Below are 24,987 nucleotides of genomic sequence, written 5' to 3'. Positions count from 1 at the left end.
AAAGCTGACGAGGGGATGAGCGCATGAATGAAACGGTAGATCTGTCCAAGGCCAAGGAAGCATCTGCTGCCGCGCCAAACCCGGTCGTGACCGGGGCCGGTGAACCCACCGACGATCTCAAGAGTTCGCCGGCGCGTTTCATGAACCGGGAGCTGTCCTGGCTTCAGTTCAACCACCGGGTTCTGGAAGAATCGATGAACACGAACCATCCGCTTTTGGAGCGGGTGCGGTTCCTGTCGATTTCAGCCAATAATCTCGACGAGTTTTTCATGGTGCGTGTCGCCGGTTTGCGCGGACAGCAGCGCGCCGAGGTTACCAACCGCTCCGATGACGGGCTGACACCGACCGAACAATTGCAAAAGATCGGCGAGGCGGTGGCCGAGTTGCAGGCGAGCCAGCAAAATATTTGGCGTGGCCTGCGCACCCAGCTGGCGGAAAACGGCATAGAGATCCTGCACGGTGAAATGCTCACCTCGGCGGAGAAAAGCTGGTTGGAAGACTACTTCCTATCCTACATTTTCCCTGTTCTGACCCCGCTTGCAATCGATCCGGCGCACCCGTTCCCGTTTATTCCCAATCTCGGGTTTTCGATCGTCTTCGAGCTGGTGCCGAGTTCCGGCGGCCGGGGCATGATCGCGCTGTTGCGGATTCCTGGTCAGGTCGAACGGTTTGTAAGGTTGCCGGATGGCGAAAACGGTTCTGCCCGGTTTATCTCGATTGAAAAAGTCGCCGGCCTGTTCATTGGCCGCCTGTTTCCCGGTTACGAGATCCGCGGAAAAGGTTCGTTCCGGGTGATCCGCGACAGCGATATCGAAATCGAGGAAGAGGCAGAAGATCTGGTCCGGCTTTATGAAAGCGCTCTCAAGCGCCGCCGCCGCGGCTCCGTGATCCGCCTTGAAATCCAAGATACAACGCCGCCGGCGCTGCGGGAGTTTGTTGCAGATGCGCTCGACGTGGATGACAGCGAGATCTTTCTGGCGGACGGCATTCTAGCTTTGAACAACCTGTCCCAGATTGTCGATCTGGAGCGGGACGATCTGAAATTTGAACCGTATTCGGCGCGCTTTCCGGAACGGATCCGCGAGCACGGCGGCGATTGTCTGGCGGCGATCCATCAGAAAGACATCGTCGTTCATCACCCCTACGAATCGTTTGACGTCGTTGTCCAGTATCTGCGCCAGGCAGCGCGTGATCCGGATGTGGTTGCCATCAAGCAGACACTATACCGGACCTCCAACAACTCGCCGATCGTTAAGGCGCTGGCCGAAGCGGCTGAAGCCGGCAAGTCCGTCACGGCCCTTGTCGAGCTGAAAGCGCGTTTCGACGAGGAAGCCAACATCAAATGGGCGCGCGATCTTGAACGCGCGGGCGTTCAGGTGGTGTTCGGATTCATCGAGCTGAAGACCCATTCGAAGCTGTCCATGGTTATCAAGCGCGAACATGGAGAGCTGAAGACCTATTGCCACATTGGAACCGGCAATTATCATCCGATCACCGCCCGGATTTACGAAGATCTGTCGTTTTTCACCGACGATCCGGAAATTGCCAAGGACTGCGCCCGGGTCTTCAATTTCATCACCGGATACGCCCAGCCAGCCGAGCTGACACATCTGGCCGTATCTCCGGTCAACTTGCGCAAGCGCATGCTGGAGCTGACACAGGCTGAGATAGAGCACGCGATTGCCGGACGTCCTGCGCAAATTTGGATGAAAATGAATTCTCTGGTCGATCCGGAAATCATCGACGCGCTCTACAATGCCAGCCAGGCCGGTGTTCAGATTGACCTGGTGATCCGCGGAATTTGCTGTCTGCGGCCTGGAATTCCCGGTTTGTCCGACAATATCCGGGTCAAATCGATTGTTGGCCGGTTTCTGGAACATTCCCGGATTTTCTGTTTCGGCAACGGCCATGGACTGCCATCACCGCAGGCGCATGTGTTCATTGGGTCCGCCGATTTGATGCCGCGCAACATCGATCGCCGGGTGGAAGTGCTGGCGCCACTGCTAACCCCGACGATCCACGAGCAGGTGCTCGATCAGATCATGGTCGCCAATCTGAAAGACAATCAGCAGAGCTGGCGGATCTTGCCAGACGGCAGCCACGAGCGCATCGTTCCGGCGGCCAATGAAGAACCGTTCAATGCGCATCAGTATTTCATGACAAATCCGTCCTTGTCCGGGCGTGGAAAATCGCTAAAAGGCGACCGTCCGCGTCCGTTCCTGGAGCGCCCGAAACGGGGATAACATGACAAGTCACTTCGAGCCGGCGCGGGGCCGGCTGAATGGAACCGGTCCGATCGCGGTGATCGACATCGGGTCGAATTCGGTGCGGTTGGTCGTTTATGAACGTGTTGCGCGCACGCCGACCATGCTCTTCAACGAGAAAGTGCTGGCGGGCCTGGGGCGGGGCATTGCGGCGACCGGACGCCTGTCGGACAGTTCGGTCGACATTGCCTTGCAGGCGCTGGTCCGCTTCCGCGCGCTCATTGATCACGTCAAGGTGGAGACCATTCATGTGATCGCAACCGCCGCGGCCCGCGACGCGGACAACGGTGCGGAATTCGTTCAAAGAGTTGAAGAAGTTGTCGGGGCACCTGTCCGCATCCTAGACGGCAGCGAAGAGGCCCATTATTCGGCGCTTGGAGTGATCGCGGGATTTTGGCGGCCGCGCGGCATTGTCGGCGATATGGGCGGTGGCAGTCTTGAACTTGTTGAAATCGCAGGCAAGACAGCAAAAAAGGGCAGGACCTTTCCCCTTGGGGGGCTGCGGCTGCAGGAACAGTCCGGCGGCAAGATTGCCAAGGCACAGAAAATTGCCGACGAAGAACTCAGCGGGTTCACGTGGCCGGTCATGGCGCGCGGAGAACGGACCTTTTATGCCGTTGGCGGAACGTGGCGATCGCTCGGACGCCTTCATCTGGAACAGCAAGAATACCCGCTCCATGTGATGCACAATTATGAAGTCCCGGCAGACGAGGCGATTGCCTTTTGCCGGTCGATCGCAGTGCCAAATCTTGAGGGTTTGGCAGGATCGGACAGGATCTCCAAGCAGCGCCGCCCGCTTGTGCCCTTCGGGGCTGTGGTTTTGGAACGCGTTCTCCAAAGCATGAATGCGGACCGTGTCGTGTTTTCGGCAACCGGTGTCAGGGAGGGATTGTTGCATGAACATCTGGCACCTGAAATGCAGGCTGCTGACCCGGTGATTGAAGCGGCCCGTGAACTGGCCGAGCTACGGGCGCGCTCACCGCGCCATGCAGAAGAGCTCATCGGATGGACTGACGAGCTGTTTGAACATCTTGAAATGGAAGAGACAGAAAATGAGCGCCGTTTGCGCCATGCGGCCTGCCTTCTGTCGGACATTGGCTGGCGCGCGCATCCAGATTATCGCGGCGAGCAAAGCCTGAACATCATCTCCAACGCCGCCTTTGTCGGGCTGGATCACGCGGGCCGCGCTTACCTTGCTGCTGCGGTGTTCTACCGTCATCAGGGATTGGGGGAGGGCAAACTCTCGCCGGTTATCCGGCAGCTTTTCACAGACAGGCTGCGGTACAGGGCCAAAGTGCTCGGAGCTGCCTTGCGGGTGGCCTCACTGCTCAGCGCCTCCATGGAGGGCATTCTGCCGCAAGTGCAAATCCGCAGCACCAAGGATGGAATCGAGCTGGAACTTCCTGAAAATCTTGCCGCTTTTGACGGAGAACGTTTGCGCCGCCGCTTCGACCAGTTGGCCAAGACCATCGGCAGCAGCGCCGACATCCGCATTGCGCAAGACGCGTAGTCACGGCTTTTGAAGCGGGTTTGAAGATCTGACAGGAGCTGCGAGGCTGCAACCGCGGACAAAAACGGCAAAGGCGGCTATTCGGCCGCCTGCGCCTGCTCGGTGTGTTGTGGAAGAGCTACGATTTGACGGTTCTGGAAAGCGAGGGCGACTTCGCCGCGTTTCAGCTTGAGAGCCGTTTCGCCGAACAATTCCCGCCGCCAGCCTTTCAATGCGGCCACGTCGGCGTGATCATCAGCTGCGATTTTTTCAAGGTCGTCAACCGTCGCAATCACCTTGGCGGCAACGCCATGTGCTTCACTGACCAGCTTTAACAGAACCTTCAGAAGGTCCACAGCAGCTGCCGAACCGTCTGGCGCGGGGCGTCCTTTCGGCAGCTTTGGCAGCTCGTCTTTCGGAAGGTCGAGCGCCCGATTGACAGCCTTCAGGATTTCATCTGCCGCTTTTGAGCGCTCGAAACCCCGTGGGATGGTCCGCAGCCGTCCAAGGCTGTCGGCCGTGTTCGGCTGCTGTGCCGCAATTTCGTATATCGCATCGTCCTTGAGGACACGGCTGCGCGGCACATCCCGGTTTTGGGCTTCGCGTTCGCGCCAAGCGGCCAGTTCCATCATGACCGCCAGTTCTATTGGCTTGCGGACCCGCATTTTCAAACGCTGCCAGGCATTTGCCGGCTCGGTGCGGTATGTGCCCTCGGAGGTCAGCACCTCCATCTCGTCCTGAACCCAATGCGTCCGATTTTGTTCGGCCAGATTCGCTTTCAGGAACTGATAGGCGTCGCGCAAATGCGTAACGTCGGCGAGCGCGTAGTCGAGCTGTTTCTTAGTCAGCGGCCGCCGGGCCCAGTCGGTAAAACGGGAGGATTTGTCGATTCGGGCGCCAGTGACCTTGTAGATCAACTGGTCATAGGAGATCGAATCGCCGAAACCGCAGACCATTGCCGCGACTTGTGTGTCAAACAGCGGCGCAGGGATCAGATGACCGAGATGAAACACGATCTCGATATCCTGCCGGGCGGCATGAAAAACCTTCGTCGTTGTCTGGTCGCGCATCAGCTCGAAGAACGGGGCAAGGTCCAGTCCTTCTGACAATGCGTCGACAATGAATGCCATATCCGGCCCGGCCATTTGAATGACACATAGCTTTGGCCAGAAAGTGCTTTCCCGCAAAAATTCTGTATCAACCGTGACGTAGTCATGGGCGGCAAGACGTTGGCAGGCAGCGGCGAGGTCGTTTGTTGTTGTAATCACATCCATGGTGATCGAGAGCTATACCTCAGTCCTGCCGCTTTGTCGCCACGAAATGGCAACTTTCGCGGCACAGGATCTTGAAAAAGCGCAAATAGTGCACTTATGTTCGGGCAGGACACACAAACAGGCCGAAGCCAACAGGGCTCGGGCAAGCGGAGGGCCAGCATGCGGAAGATTCTCGTCGTGAATTCAAAGGGCGGTTGCGGCAAAACAACGATTGCAACAAATCTCGCAGTCGCGCTGGCCAACCGGGGCGAGGATGTGGCGCTGGCTGATGCCGACCGGCAGAAGTCCAGCTTGTCCTGGACAAAGCGCCGGCCGGCGGATCTGGCGGCGATCGAGAGCTTGAACTGGACCAAGGAAGAGGCCATCGGCGACAAGGACAAGAAACTGGATGCGATTGTCATTGACGGACCGGGAGGGTTGCGGTCGGAGTTGGCGAAAAACCTGATCGCGGAAGCGTCCGACATCATCGTTCCGGTCTTGCCCTCGGCCTTCGATTGGCAGGCCACTGTCAAGTTTCTCGATGGCATTTCAGATATCAAGCGCGTGCGCAAGGGCAAGGCGGAGATCTATCTCATCGCCAACCGGATCAACCGGAGTTCTACTCAAATTGCAGAGTTGGAACAGACGCTTGCCAAAAAAGGATACCCCGTTTTGTGCCGCATATCCGACCGGGTTGCCTACGCAAAACATGCCGCAAACGGTTCGGGGATTTTTGATTATAAGGATGGCCGGTCAAGCGAAATGCGCAATCAGTGGCATCCGTTGCTGCAGGCTGTGGACTGATGTCTAAGGATCTTAGGCATCTGTTGCAGGACGCGCCAGGTCTTGCAACGGCATTGCCGCGTTGGTGCTCAAGCGGGAGAGTTGGCGCCCATCAGCCAGGTTTCTTCGAACTCCTGTGCTCCCAACGGTCTTGAGTAATAATAGCCCTGGGCAATCGGGCAGTTCATCGCTTTGAGGGCATCTGCCTGCTCTTTGGTTTCCACGCCCTCTGCGACGGTTTCCATACCGAGCTTTTCGGACATCGCAACGGTCGCCGCAACTATGTCATGGCTTACCTGGTCGATCATCATGTCGCGGACAAACGACAGATCGATTTTGAGCTGGTTGGCAGCGAAATGCTTCACATATGAGAGCGAAGAATACCCGGTGCCGAAGTCATCAATGGCGATGCGAAACCCCAGCTCTTCGAGATTAATGAGCGTCTCCTTGCCGGCGATAATATCGCGCATCAGGCCATGTTCCGTGATTTCAAGCTCGAAAGAACCGGGGTCGCAGCCGAATTTGCCAAGCGTTTCCTGCAATGTGCCGACATAATTGGGCGACATGAGTTCTTGCGCTGAAATGTTGAGGGCAAGCCGGCCGGGGACAAACAGGCCGCGGCTTGCCCAATCGATGATATGACGGCAGGTTTCCGAGATCACCCATACGCCTAACCGGTCCATCAGGCCAAGCTCTTCCGCGATCGGGATGAATTCTGCCGGGCTGACGTTGCCGAGCTCGTCATCGCGCCACCTCAGCAGTACTTCGCAGCCGCTGAATTTCTCATCCGCAAGATGAACTTGCGGCTGGAACGCGAGATAAAATGCACCTGCGTCCAGCGCATGCTTCAGTCGGTCGGACACGAGCTGCCGGCGGAGCAACGCATCTGCCATGCTCTGGGAATAAAGAACCGATCCGGCCCCGGTGGTTTTGGCCTGGTACATCGCCATGTCAGCCCGGCTCAACAAACTGTCCGCGTCGCTCGCGTGGAACGGTGCAAATGCGATTCCGATGCTCAACCCCAAGGCAAACCGTTCTCCCGATACCTGGATCGGATCTTGCAGAACGGTCTGAAAACGCTCTGAAATTTGCAGTGCCTCCTGCCTGGTCGCGACGTCGCAGATGACGGCGAATTCATCGCTGCCCAGCCGGCCAAGGAACGCTTTTTCGGGGCAAAGGGACTTCAGGCGTGATGCAACGGTTGCCAAGACCTGATCACCCGCGGCATGCCCTCTTTTGTCATTGATGTCTTTGAACCGGTCGAGATCCAAGTAGTAGAGCGCCAAGACCCTTTCCCCTGCGCCGTTTTCGTCCAGGGTCTTTTGAATGGTCTGGATTGTGTGAGCACGATTTGGAAGCCCGGTGAGCGTGTCGTAGTAGGCAAGGCACTCAATACGCTTTTGCGCGGCCTTGCGCTCCGTGATCTCGAACCGGACCGAGATGTAGTTTTCGATCTTGTTGTCTGCCCCTCGCAGGGGCGCCACAATGCTGTCGACCCAGTAGAGTTCGCCGGTTTTAGTCCGGTTGCAGATTTCACCGCGCCAGGTCTGGCCGGACGCGATGGTACGCCAGAAATTGTGCCAGAATGGTGGGTCGTGGTGCCCGGAATTAAGCAGGCTGTGTGGCGCACCGATCAGCTCATCCCGGCTGTAGCCGCTGATTTCGACCAGCGCGTCGTTAACATCGACAATCCGTCCCGCCGTGTCCGTGCGGGAAAATATCGTATGGTCTTCGATGACCGACAGAAGTTCGCGATGCCTGTCATTTGAGGTTGCGAGCAAACGCGAATGCTTTGAAATCTCCAGAGCTCTTTGAGCGGACAAGATCAGCAACCCGAGAATCTGGCAAAAGCGTTCCAGAATCGCGATGTCGGCCGCGCCGTAGCAATAGCTTGCCGGGACACACAGAACCAGCGTTCCCAGAATGTGCCGTTCCGCTATGATCGGTATGCTGTAAAAGTGCTGCGTTTCAAAGTTTTCAACCGCGGGGTCCGTAAAGCAGTTTGGGCATGAGCCGAACCGCGTTTTGCGCTTGGATACGGCGCTGATACTGAGGGGCAGGCTGCAGCTCTCCAGGCAGCAGGACGAACCATAGTCTGGGCTGATGCTTTTTTGAACTGTGAGCTTTAGCTCTTCGGTTTTAGGGTCGCGAATGAAGATACCGAGCTTTCGGACCTTTTGTCCGCACGGGTGGTCGGTGAGCACATCCAAGGCATGACCGAGAACGTCTTCCAGGGATGTATCGTCAGACTGATCCGTTAAAATGGTATCCAGTAATTTCAGAATGCAATTATGCTCACCTTTTGCCTCGTTAATATTTACAATTGTTTGCATCTTATTGTTGATCCGGATTTATCGATAGTATTCGCGATTTGTTATGTTCTTCAAATACAGCGCAATCCTTCACGTGGAGCGTAAAGAATGTGTGCTGGTTTTTCGAAAAATAACACCTTCCCCAAAAAATGTTCGCAAAAGTTGCAGTTGTCGAGTACGTGTTGAAACGTATTATTGTCATATTTCCCAATAATTTGAGGTGTTTGGCTCTGGCTCGCCTGAGAATTATTTAAGTGGCACCGAGTGCGGCAATCTTTAGTAGGCTTGATTCACTTTTATTTAATGGGCGGGAATAACTATACGGAAGATAGTTGCTTGAAAGGTGCTCTTTTATGTCCCGTGCCTCCGAGGCCGTCCATGAACGGCTGCGATTTGCTGATATTGATGAAATCGTTGTTGCGGGCCTGCGGTCCATTTGGCCGGCCCTTGAAAAGGATGTCGACGGTATCTTGACCGCATTCTACACTCATTTGAGCAAGCATCCGGAAATGGCGGGGATGATCGGTGACAAGCAGCCGCGTCTCGAAAATGCCCAGAAGAAACACTGGCGGAAGCTGTTTACCCAAGGGTTTGATCAAGACTACGTGGACAGCATCAACCGAATCGGCCGGGTGCACAGCCGCATTGGCCTGGAGCCGAGGTGGTACATTGCCGGCTATAAGTTTGTTTTGATCCACCTGCAGGACGCCTTGATCAAGAAGTTCCGGTTTTCGCCGGGCAAACTGGCGCGCGCGCTGTCCAATGTCACAACCGCGGTGATGTTTGATCTCGATATGGCAGTGTCCACCTATCAGGCCGTTCTAATCGAAAAGCAGGCGGACAAGACGAAGGCTCTGAACGCGGCCATTTCCAATTTTGAGCAGATTATCGCGCAACCGCTGGATTCCATTGGATCCGGCGCGCGCACCATGGCCTCGGATGCAGGCGGCTTGATCGAGGTGTCCGGATCGGCCCGGTCGGAGACCGAAACCGCGACCACAGTTTCAGAAGAATCCCAACTCAATGTCCAAACGGTAGCCTCCGCGACGGAGGAACTGTCAGCATCGATTCTTGAAATCTCAAAGCAGATCTCCGGCGCGTCGGACATTGCCAACAACGCGCGGTCCAGCGCGGAAAAGACGACAGGTGACGTCCAAAGCCTGGCCGGCGGCGCACAAAAGATCGGGGATGTGGTCGGATTGATTCAGGCGATTGCCGAACAAACAAATCTTTTGGCCCTGAACGCTACAATCGAGGCCGCCCGCGCCGGTGAGGCAGGCAAGGGATTTGCGGTCGTCGCGGCGGAAGTGAAGGAACTTGCGACCCAAACGTCCAAGGCGACTGAAGAAATCAGCCAGCAAATCGGAGAGATTCAAGGCGCAACCTCAAGCGCAGTCGGTTCCATAGAGACAATTGCGGAAGTCGTCCGGCAACTTGACGAAATGACAGCGTCAATTGCGGCCGCCATTGAGGAGCAGGGGGCAGCCACCAGCGAAATATCGTCCAGCGTACAAACCGTGGCCAATGGCGCGTCTGTTCTGTCCGGCAACATCCAGAGTGTTCAAACGGCAATCAATCTGTCTGATGATACGGCCAGATCGTTCCTGGATGCATCCAAAGACATGGAGCTGGGTGCGCAAACAATTGCCACGGAAATCAACCGCTTTTTCGATGATGTCCGACAGATGAACGGCTAGCGGACACTTCGGCTGAACGGGCAGGCGGTTGTTTGCCGCTGCTGGTTCATTCAATCGGTCCTGGCTCTGTCTAACGGTGCCGCATTTTTTGCGGGCCGGTCCAGCCCGACCCAAGCCTTTCCCTTGACTTTCGGCGCGTGCCGTGGCTTGTGCAGCCCCGACCGGCCTGCCTTGTGCAGGCCGAAGCAATTTTCAGTCAAGAATAAAAAATCGAGGACACAATGCATCCTTTCCGCAGTCATACGTGCGGCGACTTGCGCGCATCCCATGTCGGCGAAAACACGCGCCTGTCAGGCTGGGTCCACCGCGTGCGTGACCATGGCGGTCTCCTGTTCATCGACCTGCGCGACCACTACGGAATTACGCAGTGCGTTGTTGACCCGGACAGTGATGCCTTTGCTTTGGCCGAAACAGTGCGTTCCGAGTGGTGCATTCGCATCGATGGTGAAGTGAAAAAGCGGACGGATGAGACCATCAATTCCGGCATTCCGACCGGCGAGGTCGAGATTTTCATCCGCGACATGGAAGTGCTCGGCAGTGCGAAAGAACTGCCGCTACCGGTCTTTGGCGAACTGGACTACCCGGAAGAGGTACGGCTGAAGTACCGCTATCTCGATTTGCGCCGCGAGAAGCTGCACAACAACATGATTCTGCGCTCCGAGGTGGTCAAGGATCTGCGTGAGCGCATGTGGTCCATCGGGTTCAACGAATTTCAGACGCCGATCATTACCGCATCCTCCCCGGAAGGCGCGCGCGACTTCCTGGTGCCGTCCCGTCTGCATCCGGGCAAGTTTTATGCCTTGCCGCAAGCCCCGCAGCAGTTCAAGCAGCTGCTGATGGTCTCGGGCTTCGACAAATACTTTCAGATCGCGCCGTGTTTCCGCGATGAAGATCCGCGCGCCGACCGCTCGCCGACCGATTTTTATCAGCTCGACATGGAGATGTCCTTCGTCACCCAGCAGGACGTGTTCGACACGATCGAGCCGGTGATTGCCGGGTGTTTCGAAAAATTCGGCAATGGTCGTCCGGTGAACCGCGACTGGCCGCAAATCGCCTACAGGGACGCCGCTCTGTGGTACGGCTCGGACAAGCCGGACTTGCGGAACCCGATCAAAATGCAGGTGGTTTCGGAGCATTTCGAAGGCTCCGGTTTCGCAATTTTCGCAAAGCTTCTGGAACAGCCTGGCACTGAAATCCGCGCCATCCCGGCACCCAAGGGCGGGTCCCGCAAATTCTGCGACCGGATGAACAAGTTCGCCCAGGAAGAGGGCCTGCCGGGCATGGGATACATCTTCTGGCGCAAGGCCGAGGACGGCTCGATGGAAGCGGCCGGGCCGCTGGCTAAGAACATTGGCCCGGAGCGGACCGAAGCCATCCGCCAGCAGCTCGGCCTCGAGATGGGTGATGCAGCGTTCTTCCTCGGTGGCAAGCCGAAGGCGTTCGAGCGCGTTGCGGCCAAGGCCCGCGACATCATCGGCGTCGAGCTTGGTCACACCGATCTCAACCGCTTCGAATTCGCCTGGATCGTTGACTTCCCGATTTACGAAAAGGATGAGGAAACCGGCGAGATCGATTTCGAGCACAATCCTTTCTCCATGCCGCAGGGCGGGATGGAAGCGCTCGAGGGCGACCCGCTTGAGGTCAAGGGTTACCAGTACGATCTGACCTGTAACGGCAACGAGCTCGTGTCCGGCGCGATCCGGAACCACAAGCCGGAAATCATGTACAAGGCCTTTGAAATCGCCGGGTATCCGGCCGAAGAGGTCGACAAGCGCTTCGGCGGCATGGTCAACGCGTTCCAGTATGGTGCGCCGCCCCATGGTGGCTGCGCAGCCGGCATCGACCGGATCGTGATGCTGCTGGCCGATGAGGCCAACATCCGCGAGGTCATGCTGTTCCCGATGAACCAGAAGGCCGAAGACCTGATGATGGGCGCGCCGAACGAGCCAACACCGGCCCAGCTGCGCGAGTTGCATTTGCGCCTCAACTTGCCTGAGAGCTGAGGCGCTCCCACATCGGAGCCAAATAGCTTATAGATACGACATCGCCTGGGCCGGATATCCGGCCCTTGCCATATGGAAGGCAGATTGAAATTGCATAACCCTGCAAAATGGCAGGTCTGGACCGACCCGGAGGGCACCGTTCAGCTCGTCAAACGCCTCTTGGTCGAAAACGGCCGGGCCTATGCGCCGAAATATGCGCTTGCGTTTGTTTTTATGGCATTTGTTGCGGGCTCAACGGCGGCCAGCGCCTGGATCATGAAGGACGTGATCAACGAGGTCTTCGTCAACAAAGATCCGGCCATGGTCTACGTGATTGCGGCGGCTGTTCTGGTCATCTTTTCAGTGAAAGGTGCTGCCAGTTACGGCCAGATGATCGTTTTGAGCAGGATCGGCAACTCGATTGTAGCCCGCCTGCAAAAGCGGCTGTTCCAGCGGCTGACACAGCAGGACATGTCCTACTTTGACCGGACGGCGCTTGGCGACCTGGCCGTGCGGATCAACCAGGGGGCAGGGGACGCACGCGGTGTGATCGACATGATTGTCGTCACCCTGGGGCGGGATCTTCTGACGTTGATCGGCCTTGTTTTTGTCATGGTTGCTCAGGACCCGCTGTTGAGCGTCATCGCGCTCGTCATCATGCCGCCGGCTGTGATCGGTGTTTCTTTGCTTGTGCGGCGGGTTCGAAAACACGCCAAGTCGCAGTTTGTGTCATCCACGCGGATCATGTCGGTCTTGCAGGAAACCGCGCTGGGGATCCGGATTGTCAAAGCCTTCGGCGTCGAGCCGGAAATGCGCAGGCGCATGGACAGCGCAGTGGGCGATGTCGAAAAGCAGGCCAACAAGATCGCGGCCCTGAGCGCCCGCACATCCCCCCTGATGGAAACGCTTGGCGGTTTTGCCGTTGGCATGGTGATCCTTTATGGCGGCTATTCGGTTGTTGAGCTCGGCAAGGATCCGGGAGCTTTCTTCTCCTTCATCACCGCTTTGCTGCTGGCCTATGATCCGGCGCGCCGTCTGGCCCGCTTGCAGGTCAATTTGAGCAAGAGCCTGGTTGGCGTGCGGCTAATGTATGAGCTCCTTGACGATCATCCTGCGCTTGTCGATGCCGATGGCGCGGCAGAGCTGGCGGTGCCGAAAGGGAAGGTGGTGATTGAGGAAGTGCGGTTCTCATACGGCGAGCCGTCCGTCTTGTCCGGGTTGTCGATGGTGGCCGAGGCCGGCAAGACGACCGCACTTGTTGGCGCGTCAGGCGCTGGCAAATCCACAGTCTTTGCTCTTCTGGAGCGGTTCTACGATGTTGACCGCGGATCGATCACCATCGACGGGCAAAACATTCGAGACGTCACGGTCGAAAGCTTGCGCAGGAACATTGCGGTCGTTACCCAGGACACTTTCCTGTTTGATGTCTCCATACGCGACAACATCGCATTGGGACGCCCCGAGGCTACATTTGACGAGATCCGGCAAGCCGCAATCGATGCCAATGCCGATGACTTCATCATGGAAATGCCCGGAGGCTACGACGCACCTGCCGGCGAGGGCGGTGGGCGTTTGTCTGGCGGTCAGCGCCAACGGATCGCGATTGCCCGGGCCATGCTGCGCAATGCGCCGATCCTTTTGCTCGATGAAGCAACTTCGGCGCTGGATGCCGAATCGGAAGCCAAGGTCCAGTCGGCGCTCAAGCGCTTGATGGAGGGTCGAACCACCTTGGTTATTGCACACCGGCTGTCAACCGTTCGCGATGCGGACATGATCCAGGTGTTCGATCGCGGCCGGGTGATCGAGAACGGCACACACCAAAGCCTATTCCAGCAAGATGGTGTTTACCGGCGCTTGTGCGAATTGCAGTTTCAGGAATCCCGCAAGCCGGACACCGAGCAGTCGGCTGCAGAATAAAAAACGCGCGGCTGTCGGGCCGCGCGCATTTTTCACAAATTTTGTGGCGCTGCTGCTTTACTGATTGGCAGAAATATCGACGCCCAAAACCTGCGGCAGAGTTTGCGGTGCCATCATGGCGGCGCCCATAATCTGCGGGAAGGGAACCGGTGCTGCAGGCGCTGCTGTCACGGTCAGATTGATCGGGTTTTCCAAGAAGCTGGTCACCGCTCCGGAAACCTTGTCCTGAAATTCCTGGTTTTGAAGAACAGCCAGCATCAGGGGCAGCGCGCCGGTCAATTGGGCGACATAGGCCTCGCGATCTTCACCCGCTTCCTTGGCTTGTTTGTCAAGAACACGCTCCACGAGCGATTCATTATCGACCTTGATCGAGATGTTCTCCACGGTCACGCCTTGAACGATACCCATCGCCTTGCTGGGATCATCCTGTGTTTCGTTCAGCTGTGAGACAACTTCCCGAGTGACACCGCCGAGGCCGAGATTGAGCGTGACGACACCAGCTTCCGAGCCGGAGACCTGAAGGTCGTTGATCTGCATAGTCGCAGCGTCCGGATCCCATTTTCCTGCGCCCGATACACTGACAACCATGCTGTCATACCCGAGGTCGCCAAGCGCCTTTTTGCCTTCGTCATCGAGGTTTTCTGCAGTGACCGTAATATCGTTGATCGCGAACTTACCGGCTGTCGGCAGATCGCCAGACATTTCGTCAATGGACGACGTTATGCTGCCGATATCGAACTTGTTGCCGTCCTCGTCCTCAAAGATCAGCGTTTGAATGTCTGCGGACGAATAAACCGGGCCCATAGTCGCGTTTTCGGCACCGGCCTTCACCTCCTCCGGTGAGGGCAGCTTGAGATCGGTGGCGCTCAGCTTTGAGACCGCCATTTTGACCTCATCAGAAGTCAGTTCAAAACCGCCCATGTCAAGCTGGCCGATTTCCATGCGGCCATTGTCGAGCACGGACCCGCCTTCCAGCGTTGTGCTGGCAATGTAGACGGAGGTGTTGTCATCGGATTCGTTGGTCAGGCGCAGGTCGGTGATCGTCACCGAACCGCCATTGTCGGTGACCGTTCCGTAGCTTTCGACTTTGCCGTTATCTGTTTCGAAGATCGTCATGAAACCGTCGGCAACGGCGTTTCCTGACGGCTCGAAAGCGGCAGCAGGCGTTGCCAGTAAGGAAACACCGAGCAGGAGCGCAAGGCGGCGGGAGCGGAATGCGGAACGGGCAGTCATTACAATAAATCTCCAAAAACTGGGGCGCGAAACGCCAAGTCAGCTGCACGATGGTGCAAGCACATGAAGGACGCAAGGCAGAATTGCCCTCAACGGGATTTGGCAGGTCATTTACGTCGATTGCGTGACGCAGGGCCCGGCGTATCGGTGTCCGTGCCTGCGAACCTTCGCTTAACCACCTGTGGATCACGTATTCGCAAGGCGATCCTTGGTGAGAATCCCGATATCTTGCTGCAAAATGACAAGCCTTCAGAGCTTGTTTACCAAGACCCTGCACAGTCTCAGGGTCGCATCTCAAACTCGGGATAACGGGTGTCTGGCCGGTACATAGTCTTCTTGCGCGCTGTCTTGATCGCCATTTTTCTGGCGACTGCGCCGTTGTTTGTGGCCAACATAATATTGAACCAGTACGCGCGCAGCCAAGCCCTCAAAGAAATGGACGCTATGGGCATGCGCTATATCCAGCGTGCGGAAGATGCCATCAGCCAGACCGTCACAGCTTTGCAGCGTCTCGCCCGTGATGACATTCAGACCTGCAACGCGGAGGACCGGGTTCTTTTTCAAACCCTTGTGACCAGCGAAGGCATGATCGATGCCGTTGGCCTCGTGGATTCACAGGGCAAGCGGATGTGCATCACCCCTGACATGGAATTGACGGGGGAGGCCGTGCTTCCGGTTCTTCGGGAGGACGGGCCGCTCGTTGGTATCGGCATGCTGGACCGCGAATATCTGGGCGCACGCTCTGCCGTCATCAGTTGGGATCTGCGCAACGGCAACCGGCTCTTCGCCGAGGTCACACCGGCTGTGATCGCGTCGGATCCGGGGCCTGAATACCTGCGGGCCTACCGGCGGGCCGAATTGCGTTTGGGCAACGACCTGCTCTGGTTTGCAACGGGCGGCTACTCTTCGGAGGCAACCGATTCATCAGATACTCTGGTCGCGGCAGTATCATCGCCGAATTACCCGTTGCGTGCCACAATCGTTGCACCCGAATCCGCGGCGATCCAAGCTGTTCAGGCATTGAAGGTCATTGCCGCGACAGCTTGCGTTGCGTTGGCGATCATTCTGGTTGCCGTCGGCGTTTGGTTCTCCTGGCGTCCGGAAAGCGAAGCCAATGACGAATTCGTTGCGGCGATCAAGAATGGCGAGTTCATACCGTTTTATCAGCCGGTTATTGACATCGAAACGGGCCGGATGCGTGGCTGCGAAGTGCTGATGCGTTGGCGGCGGCCAAATGGGGTTCTGGTGTCTCCGGGGCAATTCATGGCCTATGCCGAAACCTATGGCCATATCTTTGATATGACCCGGTCGCTCATGATGCAGACTGCCCGCGAAATGTCCGGGTACTACGGAGACAATCCGGATCTCAAATTGTCAATCAACCTGTTCGCCGGACACTTTCTTGACCGCGAAATCGTGAATGACATCAAAGTTATCTTTGGTGAAACCGATATTTCCTATCAGCAAATTGTTGTTGAGGTGACCGAACGCCATCCGCTCGCCGATCTGGAGCTGGCCCGCAAGATCATCGCCGAACTCCAGTCTCTCGGCGTCAGGGTTGCGTTGGATGACGTTGGGACCGGCCACGGCGGGATGGCATACCTTCAAAAGCTTGGAATCGATATCATTAAGATCGACAAGATGTTCATCGATACGATTGGCATGGACGACAGTTCGACCACGATTGTGGACTCCATGGTCGAGCTTGCCGACAATCTAGGAATGGGCATCATCGCCGAGGGCGTTGAGCAACAAGAACAGATTGACCGCCTTTTGGACCTTGGTGTCACGGCGGCGCAAGGATATCATTTTGCACCACCAATGCCCTGTGGCGAGTTCCTCGAGTTTGCTGAGAAAACAGAAGCGGAAGCGGACGAGCGCGAACGGTTGGCCGCTGAGGCGGCCGCTGCAGAGCGCGCGGCGGCAAACGCCGCTTGATTGCGGTTTTTTGACAGTCCCTCCAGTGTGTTTTGCCGACAATATCTGAGCCGAAACACCCAGCTCCGTCCGTTATCGCGGCAGGGTGAACGCTTCGCCTCTTGTCTGTACCAGCTGGACGGTATATTTGTGCCCATACTGTACTGACCAGACGGTATATTCATGCAAACCGCGAAACATTCAAAAAGCACAAAAGCAGACATCCTGGATTCCGCGCTCGATATCGTGCGTGAAGCAGGGGCGTTGAGCCTGACCATTGATGCGGTTGCCGAACGCAGTGGTTTTTCAAAGGGCGGGGTTCTCTACAATTTCCCGACCAAGGACGCGCTGATTGCCGCCATGGTGCAACGTCTTGCAGACCGCTTCGCGGAGGAAATAGAAACGGCACGCGCAAGCCACATGCGCAGCAAAAGTCCGACATTGGCGGCAATGGTCGATGTGACAGAAATCTGGCTTCGGGAAAACAAGAGCATCGCCCGCGCCATTCTTGTCACACACATGAAATCGCCAAACCTTATCGATTCCTTCATGGCGCTGAAAAAGCGGCTGAAGGATGCCATCCGTGCAGAACACCCGGATTTTTCCGAGGCACTCGCCATCTGGTGCTCTCTGGAAGGTCTTCATTTCGCCGACGCACATGGCGTGATGCTTCATACGGATGACGAACGCACCGGCATTTTTGCGAACCTACGCCGCCGGCTCTCTCTAACCTGAAGAGTGTTGAAATAAAGACATGCCCTTGGAAACGCATTTCGGTCGTACGCTTCGGCGTGTAGGTTTTGTTATGGCAGCATTCGGCGTTCTGGCTGCCTGTCAGGAAAACACAGAAAATCCGATCGCTGAAGCAGAGGCCGACCTGCATTCTGCGCCTCGGCCTGCCAAAGTCTTTCAAGTAACCGACCAGATAGGTTTGCTGGAGCGCCGTTTTGCTGGCCGGGTTGCCGCGGTTCAGACAGTGGACCTGTCGTTTCAGGTTCCCGGCCGTCTGGTCCAATTGCCCGTGCGCGAAAGCCAGCAGGTGAACGAGGGCGATCTCATCGCCAAGCTTGACACGACGGACTACGACCGTGCCCTGCGCGAGGCGACCATCAATGCGGACCAGGCCAAGCGTGATCTGGACCGCCTCGAAACGCTCCGGGACCGTTCGGTTATCTCGCAGTCCTCATATGATGAACAGAAAAATGAGTATGATCTTGCTGTTGAAGCCTTGAAACGGGCGAAGCAGGATTTGGAATACACCGAATTGCGCGCGCCGTTTGATGGGATCGTTTCGACGCGGCTTGCGGAGAATTTCACGAATGTTGCTGTTGGAACGCCAATCGTCCAGCTGCACGATGTGTCGGAAGTTCAGGTGGACATCAACGTTGCCGAGGCCCTGTTTGGAAGGGTGACGGAGTCGGAAGTGGCCTCTATCGAGGCAAAATACCCGGCCTATGGCGCAAAGACGTTCCCCCTGGAGTATCGCGAGCATTCCTCGCAGGTCGATGAAGTCACACAAACCTATCGCATCACTCTCGCGATGCCGCGCAACGATGCGGAGGAATTGTTTCCGGGCATGACAGCGTCGGTTTCGGTGAAGTTCTTGCCGGAGGGGCTGGAGCTTGGCGAACAGTTGCTGGTGCCATCCAGCGCGATCGCGGTCGATGGGGACGGCCAGCCGTTTGTCTGGAAGTACTCCGAGGACAACGGTCAGGTGTCAAAGCAGCCGGTCGAAGTCGGAACAGTCATGGGTGATTTCATGCCGGTGAGCGCGGGACTGGACGTCGGTGATGAGATCGTCTCTGCCGGCGTTGCTTACCTGAGCGATGGTCAATCGGTACGGCGATTGAACTGATCCCGCACACACAACACTCTCCAAGGATCAGCACCTGTGGATATAGCTGCCTATTCAATCCAGAAACCAGTCAATACCTGGATGATCGTTCTGATGGCCCTGCTTGGTGGTCTGTGGGGTCTTACCACGGTTGGCCGGTTGGAAGACCCTGCCTTCACGATCAAAGAAGCTCAGGTCATCACCCAATATCCGGGGGCGACCGCGGCGGAGGTTGAAACGGAAGTCACCGAGCGTCTGGAAACTGCCATCCAGCAAATGCCGCAGCTTGACCTGATCACATCGGCGTCGGAGCCGGGCCTGTCGCGGATCAGCGTTGAGATCAAGCCGACCTATGATGGGTCTGAGTTGCCGCAGGTCTGGGACGAGTTGCGCCGCAAGGTCAATGACGAGGTCCGCAACCTTCCGGCCGGCGCCGGAACGCCACTGGTTTACGATGCATTCGGTGATGTCTATGGCCTGTTCTACGCCTTTACGGCGGATGGCTACACCAACCGCGACATCCGTGAGACCGTGAAACAGATCAGGCGCGAACTGCTGACGGTTGAAGGGGTCGGAAAGGTCGAGGTCGCGGGCGAGCCGGAGGACGTCATCTATCTCAATGTCGACCAGGATAAAATCGCCGGGCTCGGAATTTCGATGACAGACATTGCCGGGGTGCTGGATGCGGAAAACCGGATCCAGTCGAACGGGTCGGGCATCTCCGGAGACAAACGCATCCGGTTGATGACCGCTTCGGCCTTTGATGATTTCAGGGGCATTCAGGACCTTGTGATCGGGCGGCCCGGTTCAACCGCGATGATCAGGCTTTCCGATATCGCAACGCTGGAGCTCGGCGAGCCTGAACGCCCGAGTCGTTTGATCCGCCACAATGGCCACGAAGCGGTAACCATCGGCGTGTCCCAGGTTGACGGCACCAACATTGTCGAAGTTGGCGGGCGGGTGATTGACAAGCTGGCCGAGGTGGAAGCCCGGCTGCCTGTCGGCATGCAGATCCATCCGATCTATGAACAGAACATCGTGGTCGATGAATCGGTCAACGGCTTCATCACCAATCTGGCTGCCTCGGTGGTCATCGTGATTGCAGTCCTGGCTTTGTTCATGGGGTGGCGCGCGGCACTTGTGGTCGGCACGGTGCTGCTGCTGACCGTGATGGCAACCGTCCTGTTCATGCGCATCTTCAACATCGAGATGGAGCGGATCTCGCTCGGCGCATTGATCATTGCCATGGGCATGCTGGTGGACAACGCCATCGTTGTGGCCGAAGGCATGATGATCATCATGCAGAGGGGCATGAAAGCCATCCAGGCTGCGAGCAAGATCGTCCGTCAAACCATGTGGCCACTGCTCGGCGCGACCGTGATCGGCATCATGGCGTTTTCCGGCATTGGCTTGTCGCCGGATGCAACCGGCGAATTCCTGTTCTCGCTGTTCGCGGTGATCGGCATTTCGCTGATCTTGTCCTGGGTGTTTGCGATCACGGTGACGCCGCTGTTCGGAAAGTATTTTTTCCGCACAACCGAAGGCAATTCTGACGATCACGATCCTTACAAGGGTATTATCTACGCCACCTATCGCGCTTTCCTGGTCGGCACGTTGCATGCGCGGTTGCTGACAGTGGCGGTGCTTGTCGGGATTACGGTCACCTGCATCATGGCGTTCGGAAACGTCAAACAGGCCTTTTTCCCCGATAGCAACACACCGCTGTTTTATGTCAATTACTGGGCGCCCCAGGGAACGGATATCCGCGCCACCGAAACGGCGCTCAGGGGCATGGAAGAGACCGTGCTGAATGATGAGCGTGTTGAGGCTGTCACCAGCTTCGCTGGCGGCGGCGCGTCACGCTTCATGCTGACCTATGCACCGGAAGACGCAAACCCGGCGTATGGGCATATGATTGTTCGCACCACGAGCCGCGAAGTGATCGACCGGCTGGCGCTTGATCTGCGGGAACAGTTTGCGACCGAATACCCGTCTGCGCAGATCATTACGAAACGGCTGGTCTTCGGACCAGGTGGCGGGGCCAAGATTGAGGCCCGGTTCTCCGGTCCGGATGCGAATGTGCTCAAGCGCCTTGGCGGGGAGGCTCAAGCCATCTTTTCGCTGCCGGACAACAAGCTGGCCGACGTGAACACCGATTGGCGGCAGCGCGAGCTGGTTGTGCGCCCGATCTTCGATGAAGACCGGGCCCGGATCTCCGGAGTGACCCGTGAAGAATTGTCGGTGGCCTTGCAATTTGCCACCGATGGGGTGCGGGTCGGGGCCTATCGTGACAATGATGAGAGCCTTCCGATTGTGGCACGCAAGGCCGAACAGGATGGCATGTCGGTAAACGAAAGCGTTGCCGATACCCTGATTTGGACCGCAAGCCAACGGCGTTACGTGCCGGTTGACCAGGTGGTCACGGAGTTCGTTATGGAACCGCAGGATACGGTCATTCACCGTCGCGACCGCGTGCGCACGCTAACCGTGAAGGCCGAAACCACTGCCGGTGAAACTGCATCTGCGGCCTTGGCCCGTGTCCGTCCTCAGATAGAGTCAATCTCCTTGCCCCCGGGCTACAGCTTGGAATGGGGCGGGGAGTACGAAAGCACAAATGATGCGCAGGCCTCTCTGGGCGCTCAGCTTCCGCTCGGCTTTCTGGTAATGCTGATCATCTCGATCCTGTTGTTCGGATCAGTGCGCCAACCGCTGATCATCTGGTTGATGGTCCCCATGTCGATCAATGGTGTCGCCATCGCCCTGCTTGCGACCGATACGCCGTTTGGTTTCATGTCGCTGCTCGGCTTCTTGTCGCTGTCTGGCATGTTGATCAAGAACGCGATCGTTCTTCTGGAGGAGATCGACCTTTTGATCCGCGAAGGCATGGAGAAGTATCAGGCGATCGTACAAGCGAGCGTGTCGCGTATGCGGCCGGTGATGCTTGCGGCCATCACCACAATCCTCGGCATGGCGCCGTTGTTGTCTGATGCGTTTTTCCGCGGCATGGCGGTGACAATCATGGGTGGACTGGCCTTTGCAACCGTGCTCACCCTGATTGCAGCGCCGGTGCTTTATGCCCTGTTTTTCCGTGTGCGCCCGCCCAAACGGGAGAAAGGAAACACCGCCGAAACCGGGCAGCCTCCCGCAGATGCCATACCGGCAGAATGACCGGTTTTGACCAAATAATAGGCGGCCAAAAGCCGCCTTTTATATTTAAATTCATATGCTTGAAGTGTTTTTCGGATTCTGATTCAGAACTTTAGGTTTCGACAATTTGGTAGGGCGTTTCGAACCAGAATTCCTCAAGATTGTTTCCCTCGCCGATCCGGTCGACAACCGTAAAAAGACCGGGGTCGCAAAGCGGGGTCAAAACCCCGTGCCAGACATTGCGGTGAAAATTGATGCCTTGGCCAGGGTTGGTCCGGAAAGCTCTCGGCGCCCCAGGGTGGCCACCCTCGTCCGGGCAGACGATCACCAGAAACGGCTCCAGCGTCATTGGCAAAAAGGCTTGGCTGCCAAGCGGATGCCGCTCAACCATCTCAAGTGTGTAGGGCAGGGACCGCTTTTCCGATCTAAAGAGGCTGATGCCGGCCTTCGCACCCGGGCCTTGGAAATCCAGGTCGGCCAAGTCGTGGTAACGGCCGCAAAGGCCTTGATTGATCACCTGGGATGGTTCACCCGAAGCGTCCAGAACATCCCCGAATGGCGCAAAGGCTGGCGCGGTCAGAGGCTGAATAACAATCGTGTCTGCCATTGGCTCACCGCAGCTTCATATGCCGGTTGACGTCTTTGTAGAGCAAATAGCGAAACCGGCCGGGCCCGCCTGCGTAGCAGGCCTGAGGGCAGAAGGCGCGAAGCCACATGTAGTCTCCTGCCTCGACCTCGACCCAGTCCTGATTGAGCCGGTAGACGGCTTTGCCCTCCAGCACATAAAGACCATGCTCCATCACATGGGTTTCGGCGAACGGGATCACAGCTCCGGGCTCGAAGGTGACAATGTTGACATGCATGTCATGGCGCAAGTCGTCGGGAGCAACAAACCGTGTGGTTGCCCATTTCCCGTCCGTCCCAGGCATCTCATTGGCCGGCAAATCCTGTTCGCGGGTGACAAAGGCGTCAGGTGTGTCGAGACCAGCGACTTTCTCGTAGGCCTTGCGCACCCAATGAAACCGCACCGGTGTGTCGCCTTCGTTTCTGGCCGTCCAGTCACATATGGGTGGAAGATATGCGTATCCGCCGGGCGCCATGACATGGACAGTGCCGGAGATGGTGAGCGTCAGGGTGCCTTCCACAACGAAAAGAACCGCTTCGGCATCCGGGTCGGTTTCCGGTGTGTCACTGCCACCTCCCGGCTGAACCTCCATGATGTATTGTGAAAAGGTCTCCGCAAAGCCCGACAGAGGCCGCGAGAGCACCCAAAGCCGCGTGCCGGTCCAGAATGGCAAGAAACTGGTCACGATATCGCGCATCGTCCCCTTTGGAATGACCGCATAGGCATCGGTAAACACCGCCCTGTCAGTGAGCAGCTGTGTTTGCGGCGGATGGCCGCCGGTCGGAGCGTAATAGGTAGAGGGGGGCATCGGGCAATCCAAACGCGCTGTTTCATGGCTGAAGCGGGCTTCAGCCGGTGACTCGGTCGCGCAGTTTAGAAATAGAGCGGGTTGTCGCCAAGCGGAAACACAGTGCTTCGTGCGACAGCGGCGTACCATAAAGAACCCCGCCCGGGCAGTCGGGCGGGGTTCGGCAAGCTGGCAGATGGGGTTACACGCTCGCGGATCGTGCTTTGCGAAGCTCTGCTCGGCTTGCTTCAACCTGATCCAGAACGGTCTCACAGGCAGACGTCCGTTTCGTGGTCAGGAAGGTGCTCATGCGATCCTCAAGGTCTTTAAGCCGTCGCTGACGCGTATCCGCGACGGGAGGGCGGGTAGGTGCGAACATAAACGGCCAGAACATCGGTTGCATGGCGGAATACCTTTCAGGTTGGGAGAAGATCACCACGTTGATTTCGGTCAAGAACACGTTCGATCCGGGCGATCTCATCGCGGATGCGAAGCTTGAATTTCTTCAATGTGCGTACGTGAACCACGTCTGGGGCAGGACGTTTTTCTTCCCGCCGGATCTGGTGCTCCAGCGTTTCGTGCTGGCTGCGCAGAGCTTTCAAGCGGGTGTACATTTCAAAGTCTCCTAGGTTCGTTGACGACACTCAGAATATGGTTTGTTTTGATCGATAGGTGAAATACATTGATTGTATCAAATTGATAGAAACTATCTATGAGTTGAAATTTCGCCATGAGCTTTCGTCCCTCTGCCAGGCAACTGGAGTATTTTCTCGCCCTTTCAGAGACCGGCCATTTCGGGCGCGCGGCGGAACGCTGCAATGTTTCACAGCCAACTTTGTCTTCACAATTCAAACTGTTGGAAGACCAGTTGGGGGTCGCTTTGCTGGACCGCGGGGCGGGCGATATCAGCCTCACACCAGCGGGCGAGGCATTGCTGCCTTTGGCGCATCAGGCCATCGAAACCTTGGACGAAATTGTGGCGGCTGCCAATGCGCGGATTGGCAATCTGGGCGGCTTGGTGCGCCTGGGCGTTGCCCCGACTTTCGGGCCCTATTTCATGCCGCATATTTTGCCGCGTTTGAAGGACACATTTCCGGACCTTGAGCTTTACATTCGTGAGGAGCGGCCCGCTCAGCTGTTGCCGGATTTGCAAACAGGTGCGCTGGACTGTGTGTTGTGTCCGGCGCCGCTGGCGTCTGACCGTGTTGAAAGCGAGATCATCTGCAGCGAGGAGTTGCTGCTGGCGGTGCCCTCGGATCATCCCCTGGCAGGGCTTTCAAGCGTTCCCCTGGATGCGCTTCGCGGCGAACGGCTCCTGACCCTCGGCCGGGGCCACCGGCTCTATGAGGATGGCCAGCTGCTTGCTCAGCAATCCGGTGCGGTGTTTAGGGCGGATTATGAAGGCACCAGCTTGGACGCACTGCGTCAGATGGTGTCGATCGGCATGGGGCTTGCCCTGTTTCCGGCCGGTTATATTGCATCGGAGTTCGGCAAGGAGACGCGTGTCCTGCTGAAATCGATCGACGGATTTGCCATGAAACGTGACATTGCGCTCGGCTGGCGCAAGGCAAGCGCGCGCAGGCCGCACTACCAGATTATTCTGGATATCAGCCGGAGAACGGCAGCGGATATGGCAGTGCCGGGCATTCGGGCCGCTGCGAGGTGAACGATATGCGGTTTGCAGGACCGGCTGCTTCATGTTGAACTGCGGCAGGGGAGCCGGTCAGGCTTTCAGGTCAGGAGGTGC

At 57.2% G+C, this 24,987-nt stretch carries 17 protein-coding genes; 11 read left to right on the top strand and 6 right to left on the bottom strand.

The window, feature by feature from the left end:
* Window positions 1-23: 23 nt before the first annotated feature.
* The gene (locus JM93_RS03785; RefSeq protein WP_145340700.1) at window positions 24-2,243 is read left to right on the top strand and encodes an RNA degradosome polyphosphate kinase; all 2,220 of its coding nucleotides are present in this window, start codon (window positions 24-26) and stop codon (window positions 2,241-2,243) included.
* A 1-nt stretch (window position 2,244) separates the two neighbouring features.
* Window positions 2,245-3,774 (top strand): Ppx/GppA phosphatase family protein, encoded by a 1,530-nt coding sequence (locus JM93_RS03780; protein WP_145340699.1) that lies wholly within the window; start codon window positions 2,245-2,247, stop codon window positions 3,772-3,774.
* Between the two features lie 77 nt (window positions 3,775-3,851).
* Here the strand turns inward: JM93_RS03780 and rnd are convergent, their stop codons facing one another.
* Window positions 3,852-5,027 carry a ribonuclease D gene (gene rnd / locus JM93_RS03775; RefSeq protein ID WP_145340698.1) on the bottom strand — a complete coding sequence of 392 codons (1,176 nt, stop codon included), beginning with the start codon at window positions 5,025-5,027 and terminating at the stop codon, window positions 3,852-3,854.
* Window positions 5,028-5,186: 159 nt separating this feature from the next.
* Here rnd and JM93_RS03770 point away from each other — a divergent pair, with 159 nt between their 5' ends.
* Window positions 5,187-5,810, top strand: a complete 624-nt coding sequence (locus JM93_RS03770) for a ParA family protein (protein ID WP_145340697.1) — start codon at window positions 5,187-5,189, stop codon at window positions 5,808-5,810.
* Window positions 5,811-5,878: 68 nt separating this feature from the next.
* On the opposite strand, the gene JM93_RS03765 is transcribed toward JM93_RS03770, so the two are convergent.
* Entirely contained in the window at window positions 5,879-8,122 is a 2,244-nt protein-coding gene (locus JM93_RS03765) for a bifunctional diguanylate cyclase/phosphodiesterase (RefSeq protein ID WP_145340696.1), read from the bottom strand.
* Between the two features lie 332 nt (window positions 8,123-8,454).
* On the opposite strand from JM93_RS03765, the gene JM93_RS03760 reads away from it, so the two are divergent.
* The 3 genes from JM93_RS03760 to JM93_RS03750 all read left to right on the top strand — a co-directional run bounded on the left by JM93_RS03760 (window position 8,455) and on the right by JM93_RS03750 (window position 13,697).
* Entirely contained in the window at window positions 8,455-9,798 is a 1,344-nt protein-coding gene (locus tag JM93_RS03760) for a globin-coupled sensor protein (RefSeq protein ID WP_145340695.1), read from the top strand.
* A 221-nt stretch (window positions 9,799-10,019) separates the two neighbouring features.
* Entirely contained in the window at window positions 10,020-11,801 is a 1,782-nt protein-coding gene (gene aspS / locus JM93_RS03755) for an aspartate--tRNA ligase (RefSeq protein WP_145340694.1), read from the top strand.
* 84 nt (window positions 11,802-11,885) lie between these two features.
* A complete protein-coding gene (locus JM93_RS03750; protein WP_341873622.1) occupies window positions 11,886-13,697 on the top strand; it encodes an ABC transporter ATP-binding protein in 1,812 nt (603 codons plus the stop codon).
* A 57-nt stretch (window positions 13,698-13,754) separates the two neighbouring features.
* Here JM93_RS03750 and JM93_RS03745 read toward each other — a convergent pair whose 3' ends face one another.
* On the bottom strand, window positions 13,755-14,930 hold the full coding sequence (locus tag JM93_RS03745) for a hypothetical protein (protein WP_145340692.1): 1,176 nt from the start codon (window positions 14,928-14,930) through the stop codon (window positions 13,755-13,757).
* Between the two features lie 312 nt (window positions 14,931-15,242).
* On the opposite strand from JM93_RS03745, the gene JM93_RS03740 reads away from it, so the two are divergent.
* From JM93_RS03740 to JM93_RS03725, 4 genes are all read left to right on the top strand, one after another.
* Window positions 15,243-16,868, top strand: a complete 1,626-nt coding sequence (locus JM93_RS03740; protein ID WP_145340691.1) for an EAL domain-containing protein — start codon at window positions 15,243-15,245, stop codon at window positions 16,866-16,868.
* A gap of 162 nt (window positions 16,869-17,030) precedes the next feature.
* Window positions 17,031-17,582 carry a TetR/AcrR family transcriptional regulator gene (locus JM93_RS03735; RefSeq protein WP_145340690.1) on the top strand — a complete coding sequence of 184 codons (552 nt, stop codon included), beginning with the start codon at window positions 17,031-17,033 and terminating at the stop codon, window positions 17,580-17,582.
* A 19-nt stretch (window positions 17,583-17,601) separates the two neighbouring features.
* The gene (locus JM93_RS03730; protein WP_145340689.1) at window positions 17,602-18,702 is read left to right on the top strand and encodes an efflux RND transporter periplasmic adaptor subunit; all 1,101 of its coding nucleotides are present in this window, start codon (window positions 17,602-17,604) and stop codon (window positions 18,700-18,702) included.
* A 36-nt stretch (window positions 18,703-18,738) separates the two neighbouring features.
* Window positions 18,739-21,849 (top strand): efflux RND transporter permease subunit, encoded by a 3,111-nt coding sequence (locus tag JM93_RS03725; RefSeq protein ID WP_145340688.1) that lies wholly within the window; start codon window positions 18,739-18,741, stop codon window positions 21,847-21,849.
* Window positions 21,850-21,940: 91 nt separating this feature from the next.
* On the opposite strand, the gene JM93_RS03720 is transcribed toward JM93_RS03725, so the two are convergent.
* The 3 genes from JM93_RS03720 to JM93_RS03710 all read right to left on the bottom strand — a co-directional run bounded on the left by JM93_RS03720 (window position 21,941) and on the right by JM93_RS03710 (window position 23,854).
* The gene (locus JM93_RS03720) at window positions 21,941-22,435 is read right to left on the bottom strand and encodes an ureidoglycolate lyase (protein WP_145340687.1); all 495 of its coding nucleotides are present in this window, start codon (window positions 22,433-22,435) and stop codon (window positions 21,941-21,943) included.
* 4 nt (window positions 22,436-22,439) lie between these two features.
* Window positions 22,440-23,261, bottom strand: a complete 822-nt coding sequence (locus JM93_RS03715; protein ID WP_145340686.1) for a bifunctional allantoicase/(S)-ureidoglycine aminohydrolase — start codon at window positions 23,259-23,261, stop codon at window positions 22,440-22,442.
* Between the two features lie 395 nt (window positions 23,262-23,656).
* The gene (locus JM93_RS03710; protein WP_145340685.1) at window positions 23,657-23,854 is read right to left on the bottom strand and encodes a YdcH family protein; all 198 of its coding nucleotides are present in this window, start codon (window positions 23,852-23,854) and stop codon (window positions 23,657-23,659) included.
* Between the two features lie 116 nt (window positions 23,855-23,970).
* On the opposite strand from JM93_RS03710, the gene JM93_RS03705 reads away from it, so the two are divergent.
* Window positions 23,971-24,906 (top strand): LysR substrate-binding domain-containing protein, encoded by a 936-nt coding sequence (locus JM93_RS03705; protein ID WP_145340684.1) that lies wholly within the window; start codon window positions 23,971-23,973, stop codon window positions 24,904-24,906.
* The last annotated feature ends 81 nt before the right edge of the window (window positions 24,907-24,987 follow it).

Source organism: Roseibium hamelinense (genome assembly GCF_007830545.1).
Lineage (GTDB): Bacteria > Pseudomonadota > Alphaproteobacteria > Rhizobiales > Stappiaceae > Roseibium > Roseibium hamelinense.
The sequence above is the reverse complement of the archived record's forward strand: the minus strand, read 5'-3'. Positions and strand labels throughout refer to the sequence as shown.